Origin of the sequence: Bradyrhizobium sp. (assembly GCF_035273305.1) — a bacterium.
In the GTDB taxonomy this organism is placed as follows: domain Bacteria; phylum Pseudomonadota; class Alphaproteobacteria; order Rhizobiales; family Xanthobacteraceae; genus Bradyrhizobium.
Window position 1 is genome coordinate 1 of the sequence record NZ_DATEPI010000123.1, and the last position, 17,495, is coordinate 17,495.

The window sequence follows — 17,495 nt, forward strand, 5'->3', positions numbered from 1 at the left end:
GTGGCGCGCATCGATCGGTTGCTCAACATCGCCGAATACAAGCGGCGGCAGGCCGCGCCTGGCGTCAAGGTGACAAGCCGCAATTTCGGCCGCGACCGCCGCTATCCAATTACCAATCGGTTCCGCGATTCCGGCAACGCGTTACCTGAAACCGATGACGCCTTATTGCCGCGCACTGCTCGCGGCTCGGCAGAAGCCTTCGATGGATGAACTCGGAGCGAAGGAATATCAGCGCGCAGGGATAAACGTCGGCCCGACCGTGCGGATGTGCTTGTCGCCGGCCGAAGCGGCTGCGGTTGAATCAGTTGCGGGCGCCGGCTCGGCTGGGGCAGGGGGCGCGGGAGCAGTCGCAGCGCTCGTGCCGCTCGCGCCCTTTTTGGCAGGTGCGCCTCTCGCGGCCGGGGGGCGCGCCATCTTCTTTGCGCTTTCTTCGGTGACGATGATGTCGCCCTGCTGCTCAGCGGCGGCTTTATCATCAACGCTTTTCAACGCGTCGGACCAGGTCTGTCCGGCGGCCTTGCACGCGCAGGAAGGGTTGAATTCCTGGCGATAACGAAATGCGTTCGGCAAGGCCGTGTACGGTTGACCGTTGATCGACACCGCCTGGTTCATGTCTTCGCCGGGATTGCGATAGGCATAGAGGGTGGCTTCCGCGGCCGGGCAGAGCGCGCGACAGGTCTTTTCGTCGTCGGGAAAGCGCGCCGGAACAGTGGCAAATGAGATTGGAAAGTACGCGCCGTCGCAAGAGCGGACGCAGACTGTACGGAAGGTGCCGGACTGCGGGCCGAGATCGGGGGGAGGAACATTCGGATTGATGTTGTTGTTGCCGAACAAATTATCGAGGAAGCTGCCGGGGCCACGCAGTGCGTTGGCGTATTGGGGACCGCAATTGTTCTGGGCGAGAGCGGTGAGGACGGAGCGGCGTTGATTATCGCGTTCGGCACCGCCAAGCCCGCCGCTGCGCAGGCGCTCCAAACTGGTCGTGATCTGCTCCAGGTTGGCGCGCATCTGCTGAATCTGGTTGTTGACCGGGCCGCATTGCGCCGATGGCCCGCTGAACAGCGAGAAAAAACCGGAACTGTCGCAGCCCATGCGCTTCGCCTGCAGCGTGACTCTATCGAGCTCGCCCTGCTGCTTCATTGCGGCGTCCTGGTATCGGCGGATCTGTTCTTCCTTGGCCGGATCGGCGCCGCCTCGGTCAATGCTCGCCAGTTGCGCTTCCAGCCGCGGGCACATCGGGTTGACCGGGGCTCCCGGCACGCCCTGCTGCTGCGGAGGCGATCCCGCGTTCATCTGCGCCCAAGCGTCAACGTTGAACGCGCCGGCGCTGGTTAGCGCGGCGCATGCCACAATCGAGCGGAACAAGGTCGATCGGAAAAAGACGGTGATCAGTGCTTCGGGCATCTCTGGCCAATGCGGGCGACGACGCGCTTCCAATAGCCGCTTCTCGGGGCAGCGTCACGTCGTTTCCGGGGCGCAGGTGTGGCGAGTCATCCGCCTGCCGAGAGCGGGCTCAGCGTTGGCACGTAATGGCCACGTATTCGATGCATCCGGCGTGATTGCAGTTGTCGCCCTTGGGAACCGAGCCGGTAATTTCCTCCGGGTCAACGCGCCGATAGGAGGTCGCCCCGGTGAAATCCCGCGACTGACAATAGAATCGGGCTGCATGGGCGCCGCATTTGTCCCCTTTGGCGAGACACTGGTCGACGCCATAGGCGTCGGCTTGGTTGGCGATGATAAAGACGCGGCTGTCGGCCAATGCAGCCGAAGTGAGCGTGATGAAAGCACAGGCCAAAACCGCGGATACCGATCGCATGCTGCACCAAGATCCGGATGAGGGAGTCCCGGAATCGGATAAACCGGAAACCTTAAGGATGATTAACTGCGGCGGGCCGTTCGGCCAGTCCCACAGGCATTTGTGAGCCACTTGACGCGATCCCCTCAGCTGGCCCATGGTGGCCGGCATGAACGGTTTCCTCGCCATTTGTGGCATTTGCCGCGAGATTATGAGCTAGCGATTCGCTGGCTGAGGCCGTCTTTTCTCAAACGAGATCACTGGACGCCCGGCCGCAAGGGAACGGGATATCCATGGATTTGCGTCTCTACGATACGTTGAGCAGGGAAAAGCGGAGCTTCGTGCCGCTCGATCCCCAAAACGTGCGCATGTATGTCTGCGGACCGACCGTCTATGACTACGCCCATATCGGCAATGCGCGTCCGGTGATCGTGTTTGACGTGCTGTTTCGGCTGCTGCGTCACGTCTACGGCGAGCGGCACGTGACTTATGTCCGCAACATCACCGATGTCGATGACAAGATCAATGAACGCGCTACGCGTGATTTCCCTGGGATGCCTCTGAACGAGGCGATCCGGAAGGTCACTGAACAGACCGAGAAGCAGTTTCACGAGGACGTCGACGCGCTGGGTTGCTTGCGCCCGACCGTTGAACCGCGCGCCACCGAACATATCCCGGAAATGCGCGAGATAATCGAGAGGTTGCTGCAGCGCGGTTTTGCTTACGTGGCGGAACATCACGTGCTGTTTTCGCCGGAGGCGATGAACGCGGCGAATTCGATTCTGCCGCGCTACGGGGCGCTCGCCAATCGTTCGCTGGACGAGATGATCGCCGGCGCGCGCGTCGACATCGCGCCCTACAAGCGCGAGGCGACCGATTTCGTGTTGTGGAAGCCATCGAAGCCGGGCGAGCCGTCATGGCCGTCGCCGGGCGGCATCAAGGTGGAGGGACGGCCGGGCTGGCATGTCGAATGCTCGGCGATGGCGTGGAAGCATCTCGGCGAGCAGTTCGATATCCATGGTGGCGGCATCGACTTGGTGTTTCCGCATCACGAGAACGAATTGGCACAGAGCTGCTGCGCATTTCACGAAAGCGTCATGGCAAACTTCTGGATGCACAACGGCTTTCTGCAGGTCGAAGGCGACAAGATGTCGAAGTCCGAGGGTAACTTCGTGACGATCAGGGACTTGCTGGCGGATTGGCCGGGCGAGGTGCTGCGGCTTACGATGCTAAAGACGCATTATCGCTCGCCGATCGATTGGACCTTGAAGAGCGTGGAAGAGAGCGCCAAGACTCTGGACGACTGGTACCTTGTAGCCAGCGATGCCGAAAGCGAGCAGCCAGCTCCGTCCGTCGTCGAGCTGCTTGCAGACGACCTGAATACACCGCACACCATCGCGGTGTTACACGGCTTGCGCAACGGCGCGGCTTCGGGAACGGAGCGGGATCGAAGTCAGTTCGCCGCTTCATTGCGGCTTCTTGGTTTCCTGTCCGAGAGCGCGGCGGAATGGCAGCAACAAAAGCAGCAGGCAAGCGGTGTCGATGCAGAACGAGTTGACAAATTGATCGCGGTTCGCACGGCCGCGCGCGCTCGCAAGGATTTTAAGGAATCTGATCGTATCCGAGATGAGCTCGCAGCGATGGGCGTTGTCCTCAAAGATTCCAAGGAAGGCACCACATGGGAGATCGCGCGATGAGCCGTCCCGACACGCCCTTTCCAAAGCATTGGCGCTATTACATCGTGCTCAAATGGCTGGTCATCGCCGGCGCGATTGCGCTGGCATTGAAACTGTTCGGAGTTTTTTGAGGCAATGGGACGGACGCTGCCAAAACCGGGCTTGCGGCCTTTCCTGCAAGAGGACACGCCCGTGCTTGCCTCGATCTTTGCTGCCGCCGTCGAGCAGTTGACCGGCGATGACTACCACGAGACGCAGCAGAAAGCGTGGGCCAGTGTTGTCGATGACGAGGACGAATTCGGTAACCGATTGGCGAGCCAACTCACCTTGATCGCCACCTTGCAGAATTCGCCAGTTGGATTCGCTTCGCTGAAGGGGACGGATCATATCGACATGCTCTATGTCCATCCCGCTGCCGCCGGGCAGGGAGTGGCGTCAATGTTGGTCGAGGCGTTGGAAAAACTCGCCGGCGGTCGCGGAGCGAAATCTCTTTCGGTCGATGCCAGCGACAATGCCCTCGAATTCTTTTCCAAGCGCGGTTACGTGGCAAACCAGCGCAACACCGTGTCCCTCAATGGTGAATGGCTCGCCAACACCACGATGCAGAAGGCGATTGCGGACGGCGCATCGCCGGGAGGTTCGTCATGAACCGTGAACGCCTTTATCTGTTCGATACGACCCTGCGGGACGGCGCCCAAACTAATGGCGTCGATTTCACGTTGCGCGACAAGCAACTGATCGCCGGGATGTTGGACGAACTCGGCATCGACTATATCGAAGGCGGCTATCCCGGCGCCAATCCGACCGATACGGAATTATTCGCGAACAGGCCGAAGCTCACGCGAGCGTGCTTCACTGCATTCGGCATGACCCGACGACCCGGCCGTTCGGTATCCAATGATCCGGGCGTGGCTTCGCTCTTGGAGGCCAAAGCGGACGCGATTTGCTTCGTCGCGAAATCATCGGCCTATCAGGTGCGCGTGGCGCTCGAGACCACCAAAGAGGAAAACCTCTCTTCGATCCGCGAGAGCGTAAAGGCGGCGAAATCGGCTGGCCGCGAGGTCATGCTCGACTGTGAGCATTTCTTTGACGGCTACAAGGAAGACCCGGAATTCGCGCTAGCCTGCGCCAAGGCGGCTTACGATTCCGGTGCGCGCTGGGTGGTGCTGTGCGACACCAATGGTGGCGCCATGCCGCATGAGATCGAATCCATTGTCACCGAAGTCGTAAAGCAAATTCCGGGCGATCATGTTGGTATTCACGCCCACAACGATACCGAGCAGGCTGTTGCGAATTCGCTTGCCGCCGTTCGCGCGGGGGCACGGCAAATCCAGGGCACTCTGAACGGGCTTGGCGAGCGCTGCGGCAATGCAAATCTCTGTTCGTTGATCCCGACCCTGCGGCTAAAGAGCGAATTTTCCGACGCTTTCGAACTCGGCGTTTCCCCGGAGAAGATGGCGAACCTGGTGAAGGTCTCGCGCACACTGGACGACATGCTCAATCGCGCGCCGAACCGCCACGCTGCCTATGTCGGCGAAAGCGCGTTCGTGACCAAGACCGGAATTCATGCGTCGGCCATGCTCAAGGATCCCCAAACCTATGAACATGTGCCGCCCGAAGCGATCGGCAATCATCGCAAGGTGCTGGTGTCCGATCAGGCTGGCCGATCCAATGTCATCGCCGAACTCGAACGCGCCGGCATCCCCTACGACAAGAACGACCCGAAGCTGGTTCGCCTGGTGGAGGAGTTAAAGGACCGCGAGGCCGCCGGCTACGCCTATGAATCCGCCAATGCCTCCTTCGATCTTCTCGCGCGTCGCACGCTCGGCCGAGTGCCGGAATATTTCCGCGTCGAGCAATTCGACGTCAATGTTGAGCAACGTTATAACGCGAATGGTCAACGGATCACGGTAGCGATGGCGGTCGTGAAGGTCGATGTCGCGGGCGAGCGGCTGATCTCGGCGGCGGAAGGCAATGGTCCCGTCAACGCGCTTGACGTCGCGCTGCGCAAGGATCTCGGCAAGTACCAGAAGTATATCGAACGCCTCAAGCTGATCGACTATCGCGTGCGTATCCTCAATGGCGGCACGGAAGCGGTGACGCGGGTGCTAATCGAGAGCGAAGACGAGAATGGCGAGCGATGGACCACGATCGGCGTGTCGCCCAATATCATTGACGCTTCGTTCCAAGCGCTAATGGATTCGGTGATCTATAAGCTCGTCAAGTCAGGCGCACCGGTCTGATGCGCGAGTTGGCGCGACAATTGGAACGCAAAAAAGCACCTGAGAGATTGTCATGATCGATCACGTCTCCGTCGCCGTCAGTGACCTCGAACGGTCGGCGCGATTTTACGAAACGACGCTGGCGCCGCTCGGACTTTCGCGCCTGGTGACGCGGCCAGAGACCATCGGACTGGGCAAGAGTTATCCCGAGTTCTGGATCAATCATCGCGCCGATATGGCTGGGGTAGCTTCCGGCAGCGGCGCGCATGTCTGCCTTCGGGCCAAATCGGCAGGCGAGGTCGATGCATTCCACGCCGCTGCGCTGAGAGCCGGAGGCTTATCCGATGGCGCTCCGGGTCTGCGGCCGCACGATCGAGTGCGTTACTACGCGGCTTTCGTCATTGATCCCGATGGCAATCGCATTGAGGCGGTGACGTTTCCAGCGGATACCTAAACGTGAATCTCGAAATGGCTTCTTATCCTCAGGCGCCCTTACAGGCGGCGCGCCAGTTCGGGCGCCAGTTCGCCTGTGCCCTCCGGCGCGCGCGAGGCGGCGGCGCGGAGCCTCGGCAAGATGTCTTCGACCCGTTCGGCTTTAAGGATATCGACAGACAAAGAGGGACGAATGAATTCGGTCGCCCGCATATGCGCGAGAAGCGCGAGCAACGGTTCCCAGAAGCCGTCAATGTTGGCGAGCAACACCGGCTTGGTGTGGCGGCCGAGTTGCTTCCAGGTCAGTTGCTCGACCAATTCCTCCAGTGTACCGATGCCACCCGGCAGCGCCACGAACGCATCGGAACGCTCGAACATCAACCGCTTGCGTTCATGCATGTCAGGCGTAACCACCATTTCCTGAACGCGCGTGAGTGCATTTTCTCGGGCGGTGAGGAAGTCGGGAATAATGCCCGTCACGCTGCCGCCGTGATCAAGTGCGGATGTCGCCACCGCACCCATCAGGCCGATCGAGCCGCCTCCATACACAAGGCGAATGCCGTTCTCGGCAAGCGATCTTCCGAATGCTTTGGCAGCTTCGACAAAGCGAGGATTTGTTCCAGGGCCGGAGCCGCAATAAACGCAGATAGTCTTTATTTTTGTTGCGATGATTTTTGTTGCCATGCTCGGGATTTGGCACCGCAGCGTAAAAGCGTCAAGTGTTTCGGCTTGTTTCAAGCATCGAAGCGATCGGCAAACGCCCGCGAATCGGCGAAAGAAATCGCTGTACGAGGGTGCATGCCGCATTCAAACCCTCTATATGACGGGCAGACTACGGAACAACATGTGCGACGGCGATTTCGCCAGGCTTTTCATTGATGGTTCAACCCCACTCGGCCCCAAACGCCGGCGAGGCGTCGCCTCTCTCCAACCCTGAAAAGGCGACCCTGATCGGGACGTTGCTGCATCTGTGGCCATACATCTGGCCCGGCGATCGCGTCGATCTGAAGATGCGCGTCGTTTGGTCGATGCTGCTGTTGCTGTTGGCGAAGCTGACGACGCTGTCGGTCCCGTTCACATTCAAATGGGCAATCGACGCGCTTACCGGCGCGGATACCGCTCCCATGCAGTCGTCAAATTGGCCGCTGTGGCTGATCGCCTCGCCGCTGATCATGACACTGAGCTACGGTGCCGTGCGCGTGCTTATGGCGATCTTGACGCAATGGCGCGATGGGCTGTTCGCGCGGGTGGCCATGCATGCGGTTCGCAAGCTGGCTTACCGAACTTTCGTGCACATGCATGAACTGTCATTGCGCTTCCACCTGGAGCGCAAAACCGGCGGGCTGACTCGCGTGCTTGAGCGCGGCCGAACCGGGATTGAGGTCATTGTACGCATGGTGATCCTGCAGCTGATCCCGACAATCGTCGAGGTCTCGCTGCTGATGGCCGTCCTGCTCTGGAAATTCGACTGGCGCTACGTCCTGGCGACGATGATCACCGTCGTGATCTACATGTACTACACCTACCTAGCCACCGAATGGCGGATCGGGATTCGCCGGACGATGAACGATTCCGATACCGAGGCCAACACCAAGGCGATCGATTCGCTTTTGAACTACGAAACTGTGAAATATTTCAGCGCGGAGGAACGCGAAGCCTTACGCTACGATCGTTCCATGGAGCGCTACGAGCAAGCCAGTGTCAAAACCTACACTTCGCTTGCGGTTCTCAATACCGGGCAAGCGATCATTTTCACGGCGGGCCTTACCGCGACCATGCTGATGTGCGCGATTGGCGTCCGCAACGGGCACAATACGGTGGGCGATTTCGTCATGATCAATGCTATGATGATTCAGCTCTACCAACCGCTTAATTTCATGGGAATGGTCTATCGGGAGATCAAGCAGGCGATCATCGATATCGAGAAGATGTTCAACGTGCTCTCGCGCAACCCGGAGATCAAGGACGTCCCGGGCGCCCGGCCATTAGTCGTCACATCGGGCGGTGTGCGCTTCGAGGATGTACGATTTTCGTACGATCCCGAACGTCCGATCCTGAAGGGGCTAACGTTCGACGTCCCGGCCGGCAAAACGGTGGCGATTGTCGGCCCGTCCGGCGCGGGCAAGTCGACTATTTCACGGCTGCTGTTTCGCCTCTACGACGTCTCGAGCGGCAGGATCCTGATCGATGGTCAGGATATTCGAAAGGTCACTCAGTCGTCGTTGCGCGCATCCATCGGCATGGTGCCGCAGGATACGGTGCTGTTTAATGACACCATCCGCTACAACATTCGCTATGGCCGTTGGGATGCCAGCGATGCGGAAGTAGAGCAGGCGGCGCAACTGGCGCAGATCGATTCGTTCATCCGCATGTCGCCGAGGGGCTATGAAACCCAGGTCGGTGAACGAGGATTGAAGCTATCCGGTGGAGAGAAGCAGCGCGTGGCGATTGCGCGCACGGTTCTCAAGGCGCCGCCAATCCTTGTGCTCGACGAGGCGACCTCTGCGCTCGACAGTCATACCGAACATGAAATCCAGGAAGCGCTGGAGCGCGTTTCGCGCAACCGCACCTCGCTGGTGATCGCTCACCGCTTGTCGACCATCGTGGGTGCAGACGAAATTATCGTGCTCGATCAGGGGCGCATCGCGGAGCGTGGGACTCACGTCCAGCTTTTGGCAAGTGGCGGACTTTATGCCAGTATGTGGAACCGGCAGCGGGAGGCTCAAGAGGCGCGCGAGAAGCTGGCACGTATTGCTGACGAGAATGAAGCGCCAAACCGAGAGCCGCCGCCGATCGAGGATATTTTGGTCACGCCGGCCGCCGCCGAATGACCCAAGCGAATCTCTTCCAGCCGGAAGAGGGAGCAACGAGATCAATTGAACTGATGTCCATCGCCAATTCCATTCGCGCGCAGATCCCGCCTGTTCATCCGGAAGGGTATCCCTTCGTCGGAGGGTTTGCGCTGGTCAGCCTGATCCTGTTCTGGGTTTGGTCGCCGCTAGGCTGGATCGCTACACTATTGACGGTCTGGTGCGCGCTGTTCTTTCGCGATCCGGTGCGCGTGACCCCCGTGCGCGAGGGTATCGTCGTGTCGCCCGCGGACGGGCGCGTCTCAATGGTAACGCAGGTGTTGCCGCCGGCCGAACTCGGCCTCGGCGACAGGCCGCTGCCCCGTGTCTCGATCTTTATGAGCGTGTTCAATTGTCACGTGAACCGCAGCCCCGTAGCTGGCCGGATCGATCGCATCGCGTATCGGCCGGGCGCCTTCATCAATGCCGAACTCGACAAAGCCAGTGAGGACAACGAACGTAATTCGCTGGTTATCTCCACGCCCAACGGCCGCATCGGCGTGATCCAGATCGCAGGCCTCATCGCGCGACGGATAGTGTCTTTTGTCCGCGAAGGTCAATCGATCGGCGCAGGCGAACGGTTCGGGCTGATCCGGTTTGGATCGCGGCTCGACGTTTACCTGCCGGAAGGCACTAAAGCGCTGGTCTCCGAAGGCCAGACGGCGGTGGCCGGGGAGACCATTCTGGCCGATTTCAGGCTTGCAGATGCCGGCCGTACCTACCGGGCTGACTAACCATTTTGCGCGTTGAACCGGGTTCACGGCGGCGTCTAATGGCGCCAGAGGCGTGGAATTGCTATATGTATCTCCGCCATGCAGATGCCGATTGATCCCAATAATCCGGAAATGCGCCGCCGCCGGTTTCGTCCAATTCCGGTGCGGATGCTGGTTCCGAATGTGATCACGCTGCTTGCGATCTGCGCGGGACTAACGGCGATTCGCCTGTCCACGGAAGGACGAATGGAATTGGCGGTGGCGGCCATCGTGTTCGCCGCCGTGCTCGATGGCCTCGATGGTCGCGTGGCCCGAATGATCAAGGGGCAATCGAAATTCGGGGCAGAACTCGACAGCCTTGCTGACTTCGTCAATTTCGGCGTCGCGCCCGGTCTCATCTTGTATTTCTGGCAATTGCACGAACTGAATAATGGTGGCTGGATCGCGGCAATGGTTTTCGCGATCAGCGGCGGCCTACGGCTCGCCCGTTTCAACGCCACAATCGACGATCCGAACAAACCCGTCTTTGCGGTAAACTATTTCACTGGCGTCCCGGCGCCAGCCGGCGCAATTACTGTACTGCTGCCGATCTATCTCGCGTTTCTCGCCTTGCCGAGACCGCCAGCGTTGCTGACCGCAATTTATACCTTGTTGATTGCGTTCCTGATGGTGTCGCGGCTGCCGGTATTTTCGGGCAAGACTGTGCGAATGCGCGTCCCGCCGGAAATGGTGCTTCCGGTTTTCGTTTCGGTGGTTTTCTTTATCGCGCTTCTGATCGCTTATCCCTGGCATATTCTGTCGGTGGGTTCGGTCCTTTATCTGCTGAGTTTACCGGCGGGGTGGAAATCATTTCGCGATCATCAACGCAAGGCGGCCGCCTCAAGGGCAACCGCAGCCGATGTCGCGCCGGGAAATGCCGCGCCGCCGTTTCCTTCGGTGGTTTCCGAACCGGATCAGGACGACCGTCCGGCTCGGCTGAATTGAGCCGGTTCTCGCTTCAGCCTGCTCCCGAACTCATCTGTAGATGTCAGCCATGAGCGATCCCCGAGTTGGGTCTGACGGCGATCTCGGTTATATGGCTGCCGATCATTGGCCGGAAAAACGGCCGCTACCCGAGTTCTGGAGAAACGCCTTGACGGATTTTGAAAAAGCACCGCTGCCGGCTTCGCTTCTCGAGGCGTTGGGGCGTTACGATACGCCGACGATCTGCAACGCGCTGGAAATCGTTGCGCCGCATCGGCGTCTGATCGGCTTTACCACCAAGCCGCTGGTGTGCCCGTTTCCAGAGCTGCCGCCCATGGTGGGATATGCGCGGACTGCAACGATCCGCGCAACCGCGGCTTCGCCCCTGTCCTCCACCGAGCAGCAGAAGCAGCGCATTTCCTACTACGAATATGTTGGCACTGGACCGGGTCCGCGTATCAACGTGATCCAGGATCTGGATGGCCCCGAGATCGGATTCGGAGCGTTCTGGGGTGAGGTGCAAAGCTCAGTGCACAAGGCACTTGGTAGCCTCGGCGTTGTCACCGACGGTTCGATCCGCGATACCCCGCAATGGGCGCCGGGTTTTCAGGCGCTTGCCGGATCAGTCGGACCTTCGCATGCCTTTGTTCACGCCGACAGTTTCGGCGGCGAAGTTCGTGTAGCTGGAATGCTGGTGCGTTCAGGGGATCTTGTCCATGCGGATCGCCATGGCGCGGTGGTGATCCCGTTCGACATCGCCCCCAAGGTCCCGGAGGCCGCCGAGCTCTGCGGCCGGCGCGAGACGCCAATCCTCGAAATCGCCCGGAGTCCTTCTTTCACCCTCGAGAAGCTGAAAGAAGCGCTGGCCAAATCGGCCGAGATTCACTGAGCGGTTTGGCCTGCGCGGTAAAGTTAGCGAAGTGTTGAGATTTGCTCGCTTCCGCTTGATTTTTAGTTCCAACGTAAATTCGCTTAACCTTTACGCGTCTTTAATGGCGCGTACGTAGGGTTCTGTTGCGCAGCTCCGGATGGGCTGTGCGGCCGCTCAGAATGGTCGGTCATTTGCGTGCGCGTTGGAGTCTCCCATGGATATTATGACGGGCGTCGGGCTCGTATTCGGCATGATCGTGATCGCAACGATGATGCTCCTGGGTGGCGATCTGCACCTATTTGTAAGCGAGCACGCAATCATCATCATTTTCGGCGGCTCGATTGCCGCCACCATGATCAGATTTCCCCTCAGCGCTATCCTGCACGGGCTTCCCCTGGGCGCAAAATTCGCTTTCACGATGAGCCGCTTGTCGGCGCGCGACTTGGTCGAGGAACTGGCCCGCATCGCGGAAATTGCGCGCAAGCAGGGGCCGGTCGGACTGGAGAAGGTCGAGACCGACGAGCCGTTTCTTGCCAAGGGAATTCGATATGTCGCGGACGGCTACGACATCGAATTCATCCGCGACAATATGGAACGTGATCGCGATAATTTTCTGATGCATCTGGACGAAGGCGGCAAGATCTACCGCGGCATCGGCGATTGCGCGCCTGCATTTGGCATGATCGGCACCCTGATCGGCATGGTGCAGATGTTCGCCAATATGACCGACCCATCGAAACTCGGCCCGTTCATGGCGACTGCCTTGCTCGCTACGCTTTACGGTGCGCTGGTCGCGAACCTGTTCTGCCTGCCGATCGCCGACAAGCTCCATGGCAAGCTGCTCGACGAGGAGACCAATCGCACCCTGATTATTGACGGCATTCTGATGATCCGGGACTCCAAAAGCCCGACGTTGGTGCGGGAGATGTTGCTGGCTTACCTGCCGGAAAAACACCGCCACGAAGAGGGCGAGCCGGTACCTGCCTGATCGCGCACGTGAGGACAGTCCGGAAAAGTACAAATGGCCAAGAAAAGACGCGGCGATGCACATGGAGGAGGGCACGGCTGGTTCGTGACCTTTGCCGACCTCATGGGCCTGATGATGAGCTTTTTTGTCATGCTCGTCGCCTTTTCCACGATGGACAATAACAAGCTCAAGATCGTTGCCGGCTCGATGCGCGAGGCCTTCGGCGTGCAGACCGAAGCGCGCTACACCGGTATCATCGAATCCGACGGCTTGCCGACCCGGCCCAAACTGAAAAACGCCGCGCATATTCCGCCTGAGGACGCATCCAACACGCCGACGCCGGACGAGCAGGAGCGCAGCGTAGCGCAAGGCGCCCGGCTGAAGATCGATCACGAATTCGCTCTCGCGTCGGCGTCATTGCGGCAGGCGCTGCAGGACATGCCGGAACTGACGGAAGTATCCAAACACATTATGTTTGAGGAAACCAACCAGGGCCTCAACCTGGAAATCGTCGACCAGGATGGCCGCTCGATGTTCGCCGATGGTTCCAAGGTGCCTTTGGATCGCACCCGCCGGCTGATCGAGAAACTTGCGGTCCCGCTTAAGGCTACACCGCTGCGGATCTCGATCGTCGGTCACACCGCGGCAGGGTTCGTGCCCATACGGGGCGATTACGGGGCATTCGACCTCTCCGCGGACCGCGCCAACGCGGTGCGCCAGATTTTGGAGCGGGAAGGGCTGCCGCCCGCGCACATCTTCGCGGTATCTGGCAAGGCCGATGGCCAGCCCCTGTTTCCTGACGATCCGACACTCGCGGCAAACCGCCGCGTGACGATTACGCTGATGCGCGAAGATCCGCCTCTTCCGCCCGGCCTGAAGCCCTGAATCGGCCGTACTGATACCTAAATCACTGGGACAGTGGCGCTGCGGGGACCTGCGCCTCAGCTGGCGGCTGCTATGTTCTGTTGTTGACAGCCCGCGCAGGAAGGCGTCGATAACCGGCCGGATCAAAACAATCGACAGGGCGTTTTCCCCGTATCATGACCGTCAGCGTCACATCAATCGAAGCCCATGAGGGGCCGGGCTCGACTGGCTTTTGGGCCCTGACGCTGGGAAGCATTGGCGTGGTGTTCGGCGACATCGGAACCTCGCCGCTATATGCGTTTCGTGAAGCCGTGGCTGGGGCCGCGCAAGGTCAGCCGATCACCCGTATCATCGTGCTGGGCGTGCTGTCGCTGATCCTATGGGCGCTCTTTATTGTCGTTACCGCGAAATACGTGCTGCTGCTGCTGCGCGCCGACAATAATGGCGAGGGTGGCACCCTCTCGTTGATGGCGCTAGGCGCGCGTGCATTGGGCCGGCGAAGTTGGCCGTTGCTGGCTTTGGGCGTGGTCGGTGCGTCGATGTTCATCGGCGATTCCATGATTACGCCGGCCATTTCGGTACTGTCTGCGGTCGAAGGATTGAAGCTCGCGACCCCGGCGCTTGAGCATTACGTGGTGCCGCTGACCGTCTTCATCCTGGTCGCGCTGTTTGCGGTCCAGAGTGGCGGCACGGCGCGCGTGGCCTCCGCTTTTGGGCCCGTGATGGTGGTTTGGTTTTCGGTCCTCGCGGTGATGGGGCTCATTCATATCAGCGACGATCCCTCGGTGCTGGCCGCGATCAATCCATGGTATGCCGTTCAATTCCTGCTCTCCCATGGGACCATCGGGATGGTGACGCTGGGCGCGGTATTTCTCGCCGTCACCGGCGGTGAAGCGCTCTATGCGGATTTGGGACATTTCGGAAGAAAGCCGATTCAGGCGGGATGGCTTTACTTTGTGCTCCCGTCGCTGCTGATCAATTATTTCGGCCAAGGTGCTCTGGTACTTTCCAATCCCGCCGCGATCGAGAATTCGTTTTATCGAATGGTTCCGGAAATACTGGTGTTGCCGCTGGTCGTATTGGCTACCGCAGCAACTGTGATCGCGAGTCAAGCTGTCATCACCGGCGCATACTCGCTGACGCGGCAGGCGGTTCAACTCGGGTTGCTGCCGCGTTTCGAGGTTCGCTACACCTCCGAGACGCATGCCGGGCAGATTTACCTCCCTCGTGTCAACCGGCTTTTGCTGATCGGGGTATTGCTGCTGGTGCTGCTGTTCCGCACCTCGAGCAATTTGGCGTCCGCATACGGGATCGCCGTATCCACGACCATGGTTGCCGACGGCATCATGGGATTCGTGGTGATCTGGAAATTGTGGAATTGGCGCGCGGCCACGGCGGCGGCGCTTATTGTACCGTTTGTGGTCGTCGATATGACCTTCTTCAGCGCCAACCTGTTGAAGCTGCTCGAGGGCGCGTGGGTGCCGCTATTGTTCGGCCTCACCATGGTCATCTTGATCTGGACCTGGCGCAGAGGTTCGGCAATCCTGACAATGAAGACACGGCGGATCGAAGTTCCTCTGAACGACTTGATCAAGAGCCTCGAAAAGCGCCCGCCTCACATCGTCAAAGGCACGGCGGTCTTTCTGACCAGCGACCCCAGTTTCGTGCCGACCGCGCTCTTGCATAATCTGAAGCACAACAAGGTGCTTCACGAGAATAATGTGGTCCTGACAATCGAAACCGCGCAGACGCCACGGGTCAACCCGGCCGAGCGCGTGCGCATGGAAACCATCAGCGAGAGGTTTGCCATCGTCCGCTTGCGATTTGGCTTCATGGAATCGCCGAACGTGCCCAAAGCTCTTGTGATCGCACGCAAGCTCGGCTGGCAATTCGATATTATGGCAACCTCGTTTTTTGTCTCGAGGCGGTCGCTTAAGCCCTCCGCACAGTCCGGAATGCCGCTTTGGCAAGACCACTTGTTCATTGCCATGAGCCGGTCGGCCAACGACGCCACCGATTATTTTCAAATTCCGACCGGACGGGTGGTGGAGGTCGGAACGCAGGTCACGATTTAGCCTCTCCATGCAATTTTGCATGGCTCAGCCCCGAAATTCGGCTTGGTTATGCTGAAAGCGCAGGACTATAAGCCGCGCGCGCTTCGCCATTGTGCAGTGAAGCATTTGAGGCCCCATTCCCATGACCAGCGAAATTGTGGCTCCCGTCCCGGAAACGGCGGCGGCCGTAGCGCATGGCGAAGTCCATTCCACCGCGAGATTTGACGCGCTGCTTCTTGGCAGCATCGGAGTGGTCTACGGAGATATCGGCACCAGCCCTCTGTATGCCTTGCGTGAAGCCGTTATCGCGGCGAGCGGATCAGCGGCAGGCGTCACTCCGCTGGCGGTCCTTGGCGTGGTCTCCCTGATCCTTTGGGCGCTGATCATCGTGGTTACCCTGAAATATGTCGTGATCCTGCTACGCGCGGATAACCATGGCGAGGGCGGGACGCTGGCGTTGATGGCGCTGGCTCAACGGGCGCTGAGTAGCGGCGCGGGCACCATTGTGCTGCTGGGCATCGTAAGCGGTGCGCTCTTTTACGGTGACGCGGTGATCACGCCGGCGCTGTCGGTGCTTTCGGCGATCGAGGGCATCAAACTGGTCACGTATGCCTTCGAACCGTATGTGGTTCCGTTGACGGTGCTCATACTGTTCATCTTGTTTACAGTTCAATCGCGCGGCACGGCGCGGGTCGCATCGTTCTTCGGCCCGGTAATGTGCATCTGGTTTGCGATCATAGCGATCGCGGCGATCACGCCGATCATGCGCCATCCCGAGATCCTGCAGGCCCTGAATCCCATGCATGCCGTTTCGTTCATGGTTGATCATGGTATCATCGGGTTCATCACGCTCGGCGCAGTTTTTCTTGCTGTTACCGGCGCGGAAGCTCTCTACGCCGATCTCGGTCATTTCGGCATGCGGCCGATCCAGACGGCTTGGCTGTTCATCGTGCTGCCGTCACTGGCGCTGAACTACATGGGGCAGGGTGCTCTCGTGATCGGCGATCCCAAGGCCCTCGAGAATCCATTTTTCCTGATGTTTCCGGACTGGGCTCTGATTCCGATGGTGGCTCTTGCGACCTTGGCGACGGTGATCGCAAGCCAGGCTGTGATCACAGGCGCCTATTCGTTGACCCGTCAGGCCATTCAGCTTGGGCTGCTGCCAAGATTTGAGATTCGCCACACATCCGAAGCGCATTCCGGACAGATCTACATTCCGCGCATCAACATGCTGCTGCTCATCGCAGTGGTGCTGCTTGTGCTGATGTTCCGTTCATCGAGCGCGCTGGCGTCCGCCTATGGCATTTCAGTTACTGGCACGATGGTGGTAACCGCGATGATGGGCTTTGTCGTCATCTGGCGGGTGTGGAGGTGGTCACCTTTCGCGGCTGCGGCCCTGATTGCGCCATTCCTGTTTCTCGATCTCACCTTCCTCACAGCGAACCTGCTGAAGGTGTTGGAAGGCGGCTGGGTGCCGTTGGCCCTCGGCGCGGCGGTGATGCTGCTGATGTACACTTGGCGACGCGGCAGCAGGCTCTTGTTCGAGAAGTCGCGTAAGCTGGAATTTCCGCTCGCCGATTTGGTTGCTATGCTCGAAAAGCGCCCCCCGCAGCGCGTTTCCGGAACTGCAGTATTCCTGACGAGCGACCCAGCCAGCGCTCCGACCGCACTCATGCACAGCCTGAAGCATTACAAGGTGCTGCACGAGAAAAACGTTATTCTCACCATCGAGATCGCGCCGAAGCCGCGGATCGACGTGTCCGAGCGCGTCAGGCTGGAACAGATCAGCGCTACGTTTTCCAAAGTTACTCTGCGGTTCGGGTTCATGGAGTCACCGAATGTACCCAAGGCATTGGCGATTGCGCGCAAGCTGGGCTGGCAATTTGACATCATGTCCACCTCTTTCTTCCTGTCGCGGCGCGCGCTAAAGCCGGCCACGCATTCAGGAATGCCGCGCTGGCAGGACCATCTTTTCATCGCGCTCAGCCGTACCGCAAACGACGCGACCGATTATTTCCAGATCCCGAGCGGACGGGTGGTCGAGGTCGGCACGCAGGTTGCCGTCTGATCCAGCACATTAGACTGGCCC

Annotated in this window: 15 protein-coding genes and 1 pseudogene; 13 read left to right on the forward strand and 3 right to left on the reverse strand. The window is 59.6% G+C overall.

The features are described 5' to 3' along the window. A pseudogene (locus VJV58_RS08430) lies at nt 1-210 on the forward strand (NAD+ synthase); the annotation flags it as partial. Nucleotides 211-228: 18 nt separating this feature from the next. Here VJV58_RS08430 and VJV58_RS08435 read toward each other — a convergent pair. Next, entirely contained in the window at nt 229-1,404 is a 1,176-nt protein-coding gene (locus tag VJV58_RS08435; RefSeq protein WP_324136885.1) for a DUF2865 domain-containing protein, read from the reverse strand. Nucleotides 1,405-1,513: 109 nt separating this feature from the next. Continuing rightward, a complete protein-coding gene (locus tag VJV58_RS08440; protein WP_324136886.1) occupies nt 1,514-1,816 on the reverse strand; it encodes a hypothetical protein in 303 nt (100 codons plus the stop codon). A 272-nt stretch (nt 1,817-2,088) separates the two neighbouring features. On the opposite strand from VJV58_RS08440, the gene cysS reads away from it, so the two are divergent. The 4 genes from cysS to VJV58_RS08460 all read left to right on the forward strand — a co-directional run bounded on the left by cysS (nt 2,089) and on the right by VJV58_RS08460 (nt 6,147). Continuing rightward, the gene (gene cysS, locus VJV58_RS08445; RefSeq protein WP_324136887.1) at nt 2,089-3,492 is read left to right on the forward strand and encodes a cysteine--tRNA ligase; all 1,404 of its coding nucleotides are present in this window, start codon (nt 2,089-2,091) and stop codon (nt 3,490-3,492) included. Between the two features lie 114 nt (nt 3,493-3,606). Next, nucleotides 3,607-4,119: a GNAT family N-acetyltransferase gene (locus tag VJV58_RS08450; RefSeq protein ID WP_324136888.1), complete on the forward strand. Its 513-nt coding sequence runs from the start codon at nt 3,607-3,609 to the stop codon at nt 4,117-4,119. Further along, a complete protein-coding gene (cimA, locus tag VJV58_RS08455) occupies nt 4,116-5,714 on the forward strand; it encodes a citramalate synthase (RefSeq protein WP_324136889.1) in 1,599 nt (532 codons plus the stop codon). The genes VJV58_RS08450 and cimA overlap by 4 nt, the downstream gene beginning before the upstream one ends. A 52-nt stretch (nt 5,715-5,766) precedes the next feature. After that, on the forward strand, nt 5,767-6,147 hold the full coding sequence (locus VJV58_RS08460; protein ID WP_324136890.1) for a VOC family protein: 381 nt from the start codon (nt 5,767-5,769) through the stop codon (nt 6,145-6,147). Between the two features lie 38 nt (nt 6,148-6,185). Here the strand turns inward: VJV58_RS08460 and VJV58_RS08465 are convergent, their stop codons facing one another. Next, nucleotides 6,186-6,809: a TIGR00730 family Rossman fold protein gene (locus VJV58_RS08465; RefSeq protein ID WP_324136891.1), complete on the reverse strand. Its 624-nt coding sequence runs from the start codon at nt 6,807-6,809 to the stop codon at nt 6,186-6,188. Nucleotides 6,810-7,003: 194 nt separating this feature from the next. Between VJV58_RS08465 and VJV58_RS08470 the strand changes: the two genes are divergently transcribed. The 8 genes from VJV58_RS08470 to VJV58_RS08505 all read left to right on the forward strand — a co-directional run bounded on the left by VJV58_RS08470 (nt 7,004) and on the right by VJV58_RS08505 (nt 17,474). Further along, nucleotides 7,004-8,956: an ABC transporter ATP-binding protein/permease gene (locus tag VJV58_RS08470; RefSeq protein WP_324136892.1), complete on the forward strand. Its 1,953-nt coding sequence runs from the start codon at nt 7,004-7,006 to the stop codon at nt 8,954-8,956. Between the two features lie 53 nt (nt 8,957-9,009). After that, nucleotides 9,010-9,708: a phosphatidylserine decarboxylase gene (locus VJV58_RS08475; protein WP_324136893.1), complete on the forward strand. Its 699-nt coding sequence runs from the start codon at nt 9,010-9,012 to the stop codon at nt 9,706-9,708. An 84-nt stretch (nt 9,709-9,792) separates the two neighbouring features. Continuing rightward, entirely contained in the window at nt 9,793-10,671 is an 879-nt protein-coding gene (gene pssA / locus VJV58_RS08480) for a CDP-diacylglycerol--serine O-phosphatidyltransferase (RefSeq protein WP_324136910.1), read from the forward strand. Between the two features lie 49 nt (nt 10,672-10,720). Then, complete coding sequence (locus VJV58_RS08485) at nt 10,721-11,539, forward strand: RraA family protein (RefSeq protein ID WP_324136894.1); 819 nt, start codon at nt 10,721-10,723, stop codon at nt 11,537-11,539. A gap of 196 nt (nt 11,540-11,735) precedes the next feature. Then, on the forward strand, nt 11,736-12,509 hold the full coding sequence (locus tag VJV58_RS08490) for a motility protein A (protein WP_324136895.1): 774 nt from the start codon (nt 11,736-11,738) through the stop codon (nt 12,507-12,509). Between the two features lie 33 nt (nt 12,510-12,542). Further along, complete coding sequence (locus VJV58_RS08495) at nt 12,543-13,373, forward strand: flagellar motor protein MotB (RefSeq protein ID WP_324136896.1); 831 nt, start codon at nt 12,543-12,545, stop codon at nt 13,371-13,373. A 155-nt stretch (nt 13,374-13,528) separates the two neighbouring features. Continuing rightward, entirely contained in the window at nt 13,529-15,427 is a 1,899-nt protein-coding gene (locus VJV58_RS08500) for a potassium transporter Kup (RefSeq protein ID WP_324136897.1), read from the forward strand. Between the two features lie 121 nt (nt 15,428-15,548). Next, on the forward strand, nt 15,549-17,474 hold the full coding sequence (locus VJV58_RS08505; protein WP_324136898.1) for a potassium transporter Kup: 1,926 nt from the start codon (nt 15,549-15,551) through the stop codon (nt 17,472-17,474). Nucleotides 17,475-17,495: the final 21 nt, after the last annotated feature.

Bases quoted from the DNA above. Each gene is read 5' to 3' on its own strand.
- VJV58_RS08435 (WP_324136885.1), bottom strand. From the start codon at position 1,404: ATGCCCGAAGCACTGATCACCGTCTTTTTCCGATCGACCTTGTTCCGC.
- VJV58_RS08440 (WP_324136886.1), bottom strand. From the start codon at position 1,816: ATGCGATCGGTATCCGCGGTTTTGGCCTGTGCTTTCATCACGCTCACT.
- cysS (WP_324136887.1), top strand. From the start codon at position 2,089: ATGGATTTGCGTCTCTACGATACGTTGAGCAGGGAAAAGCGGAGCTTC.
- VJV58_RS08450 (WP_324136888.1), top strand. From the start codon at position 3,607: ATGGGACGGACGCTGCCAAAACCGGGCTTGCGGCCTTTCCTGCAAGAG.
- cimA (WP_324136889.1), top strand. From the start codon at position 4,116: ATGAACCGTGAACGCCTTTATCTGTTCGATACGACCCTGCGGGACGGC.
- VJV58_RS08460 (WP_324136890.1), top strand. From the start codon at position 5,767: ATGATCGATCACGTCTCCGTCGCCGTCAGTGACCTCGAACGGTCGGCG.
- VJV58_RS08465 (WP_324136891.1), bottom strand. From the start codon at position 6,809: ATGGCAACAAAAATCATCGCAACAAAAATAAAGACTATCTGCGTTTAT.
- VJV58_RS08470 (WP_324136892.1), top strand. From the start codon at position 7,004: ATGGTTCAACCCCACTCGGCCCCAAACGCCGGCGAGGCGTCGCCTCTC.
- VJV58_RS08475 (WP_324136893.1), top strand. From the start codon at position 9,010: ATGTCCATCGCCAATTCCATTCGCGCGCAGATCCCGCCTGTTCATCCG.
- pssA (WP_324136910.1), top strand. From the start codon at position 9,793: ATGCCGATTGATCCCAATAATCCGGAAATGCGCCGCCGCCGGTTTCGT.
- VJV58_RS08485 (WP_324136894.1), top strand. From the start codon at position 10,721: ATGAGCGATCCCCGAGTTGGGTCTGACGGCGATCTCGGTTATATGGCT.
- VJV58_RS08490 (WP_324136895.1), top strand. From the start codon at position 11,736: ATGGATATTATGACGGGCGTCGGGCTCGTATTCGGCATGATCGTGATC.
- VJV58_RS08495 (WP_324136896.1), top strand. From the start codon at position 12,543: ATGGCCAAGAAAAGACGCGGCGATGCACATGGAGGAGGGCACGGCTGG.
- VJV58_RS08500 (WP_324136897.1), top strand. From the start codon at position 13,529: ATGACCGTCAGCGTCACATCAATCGAAGCCCATGAGGGGCCGGGCTCG.
- VJV58_RS08505 (WP_324136898.1), top strand. From the start codon at position 15,549: ATGACCAGCGAAATTGTGGCTCCCGTCCCGGAAACGGCGGCGGCCGTA.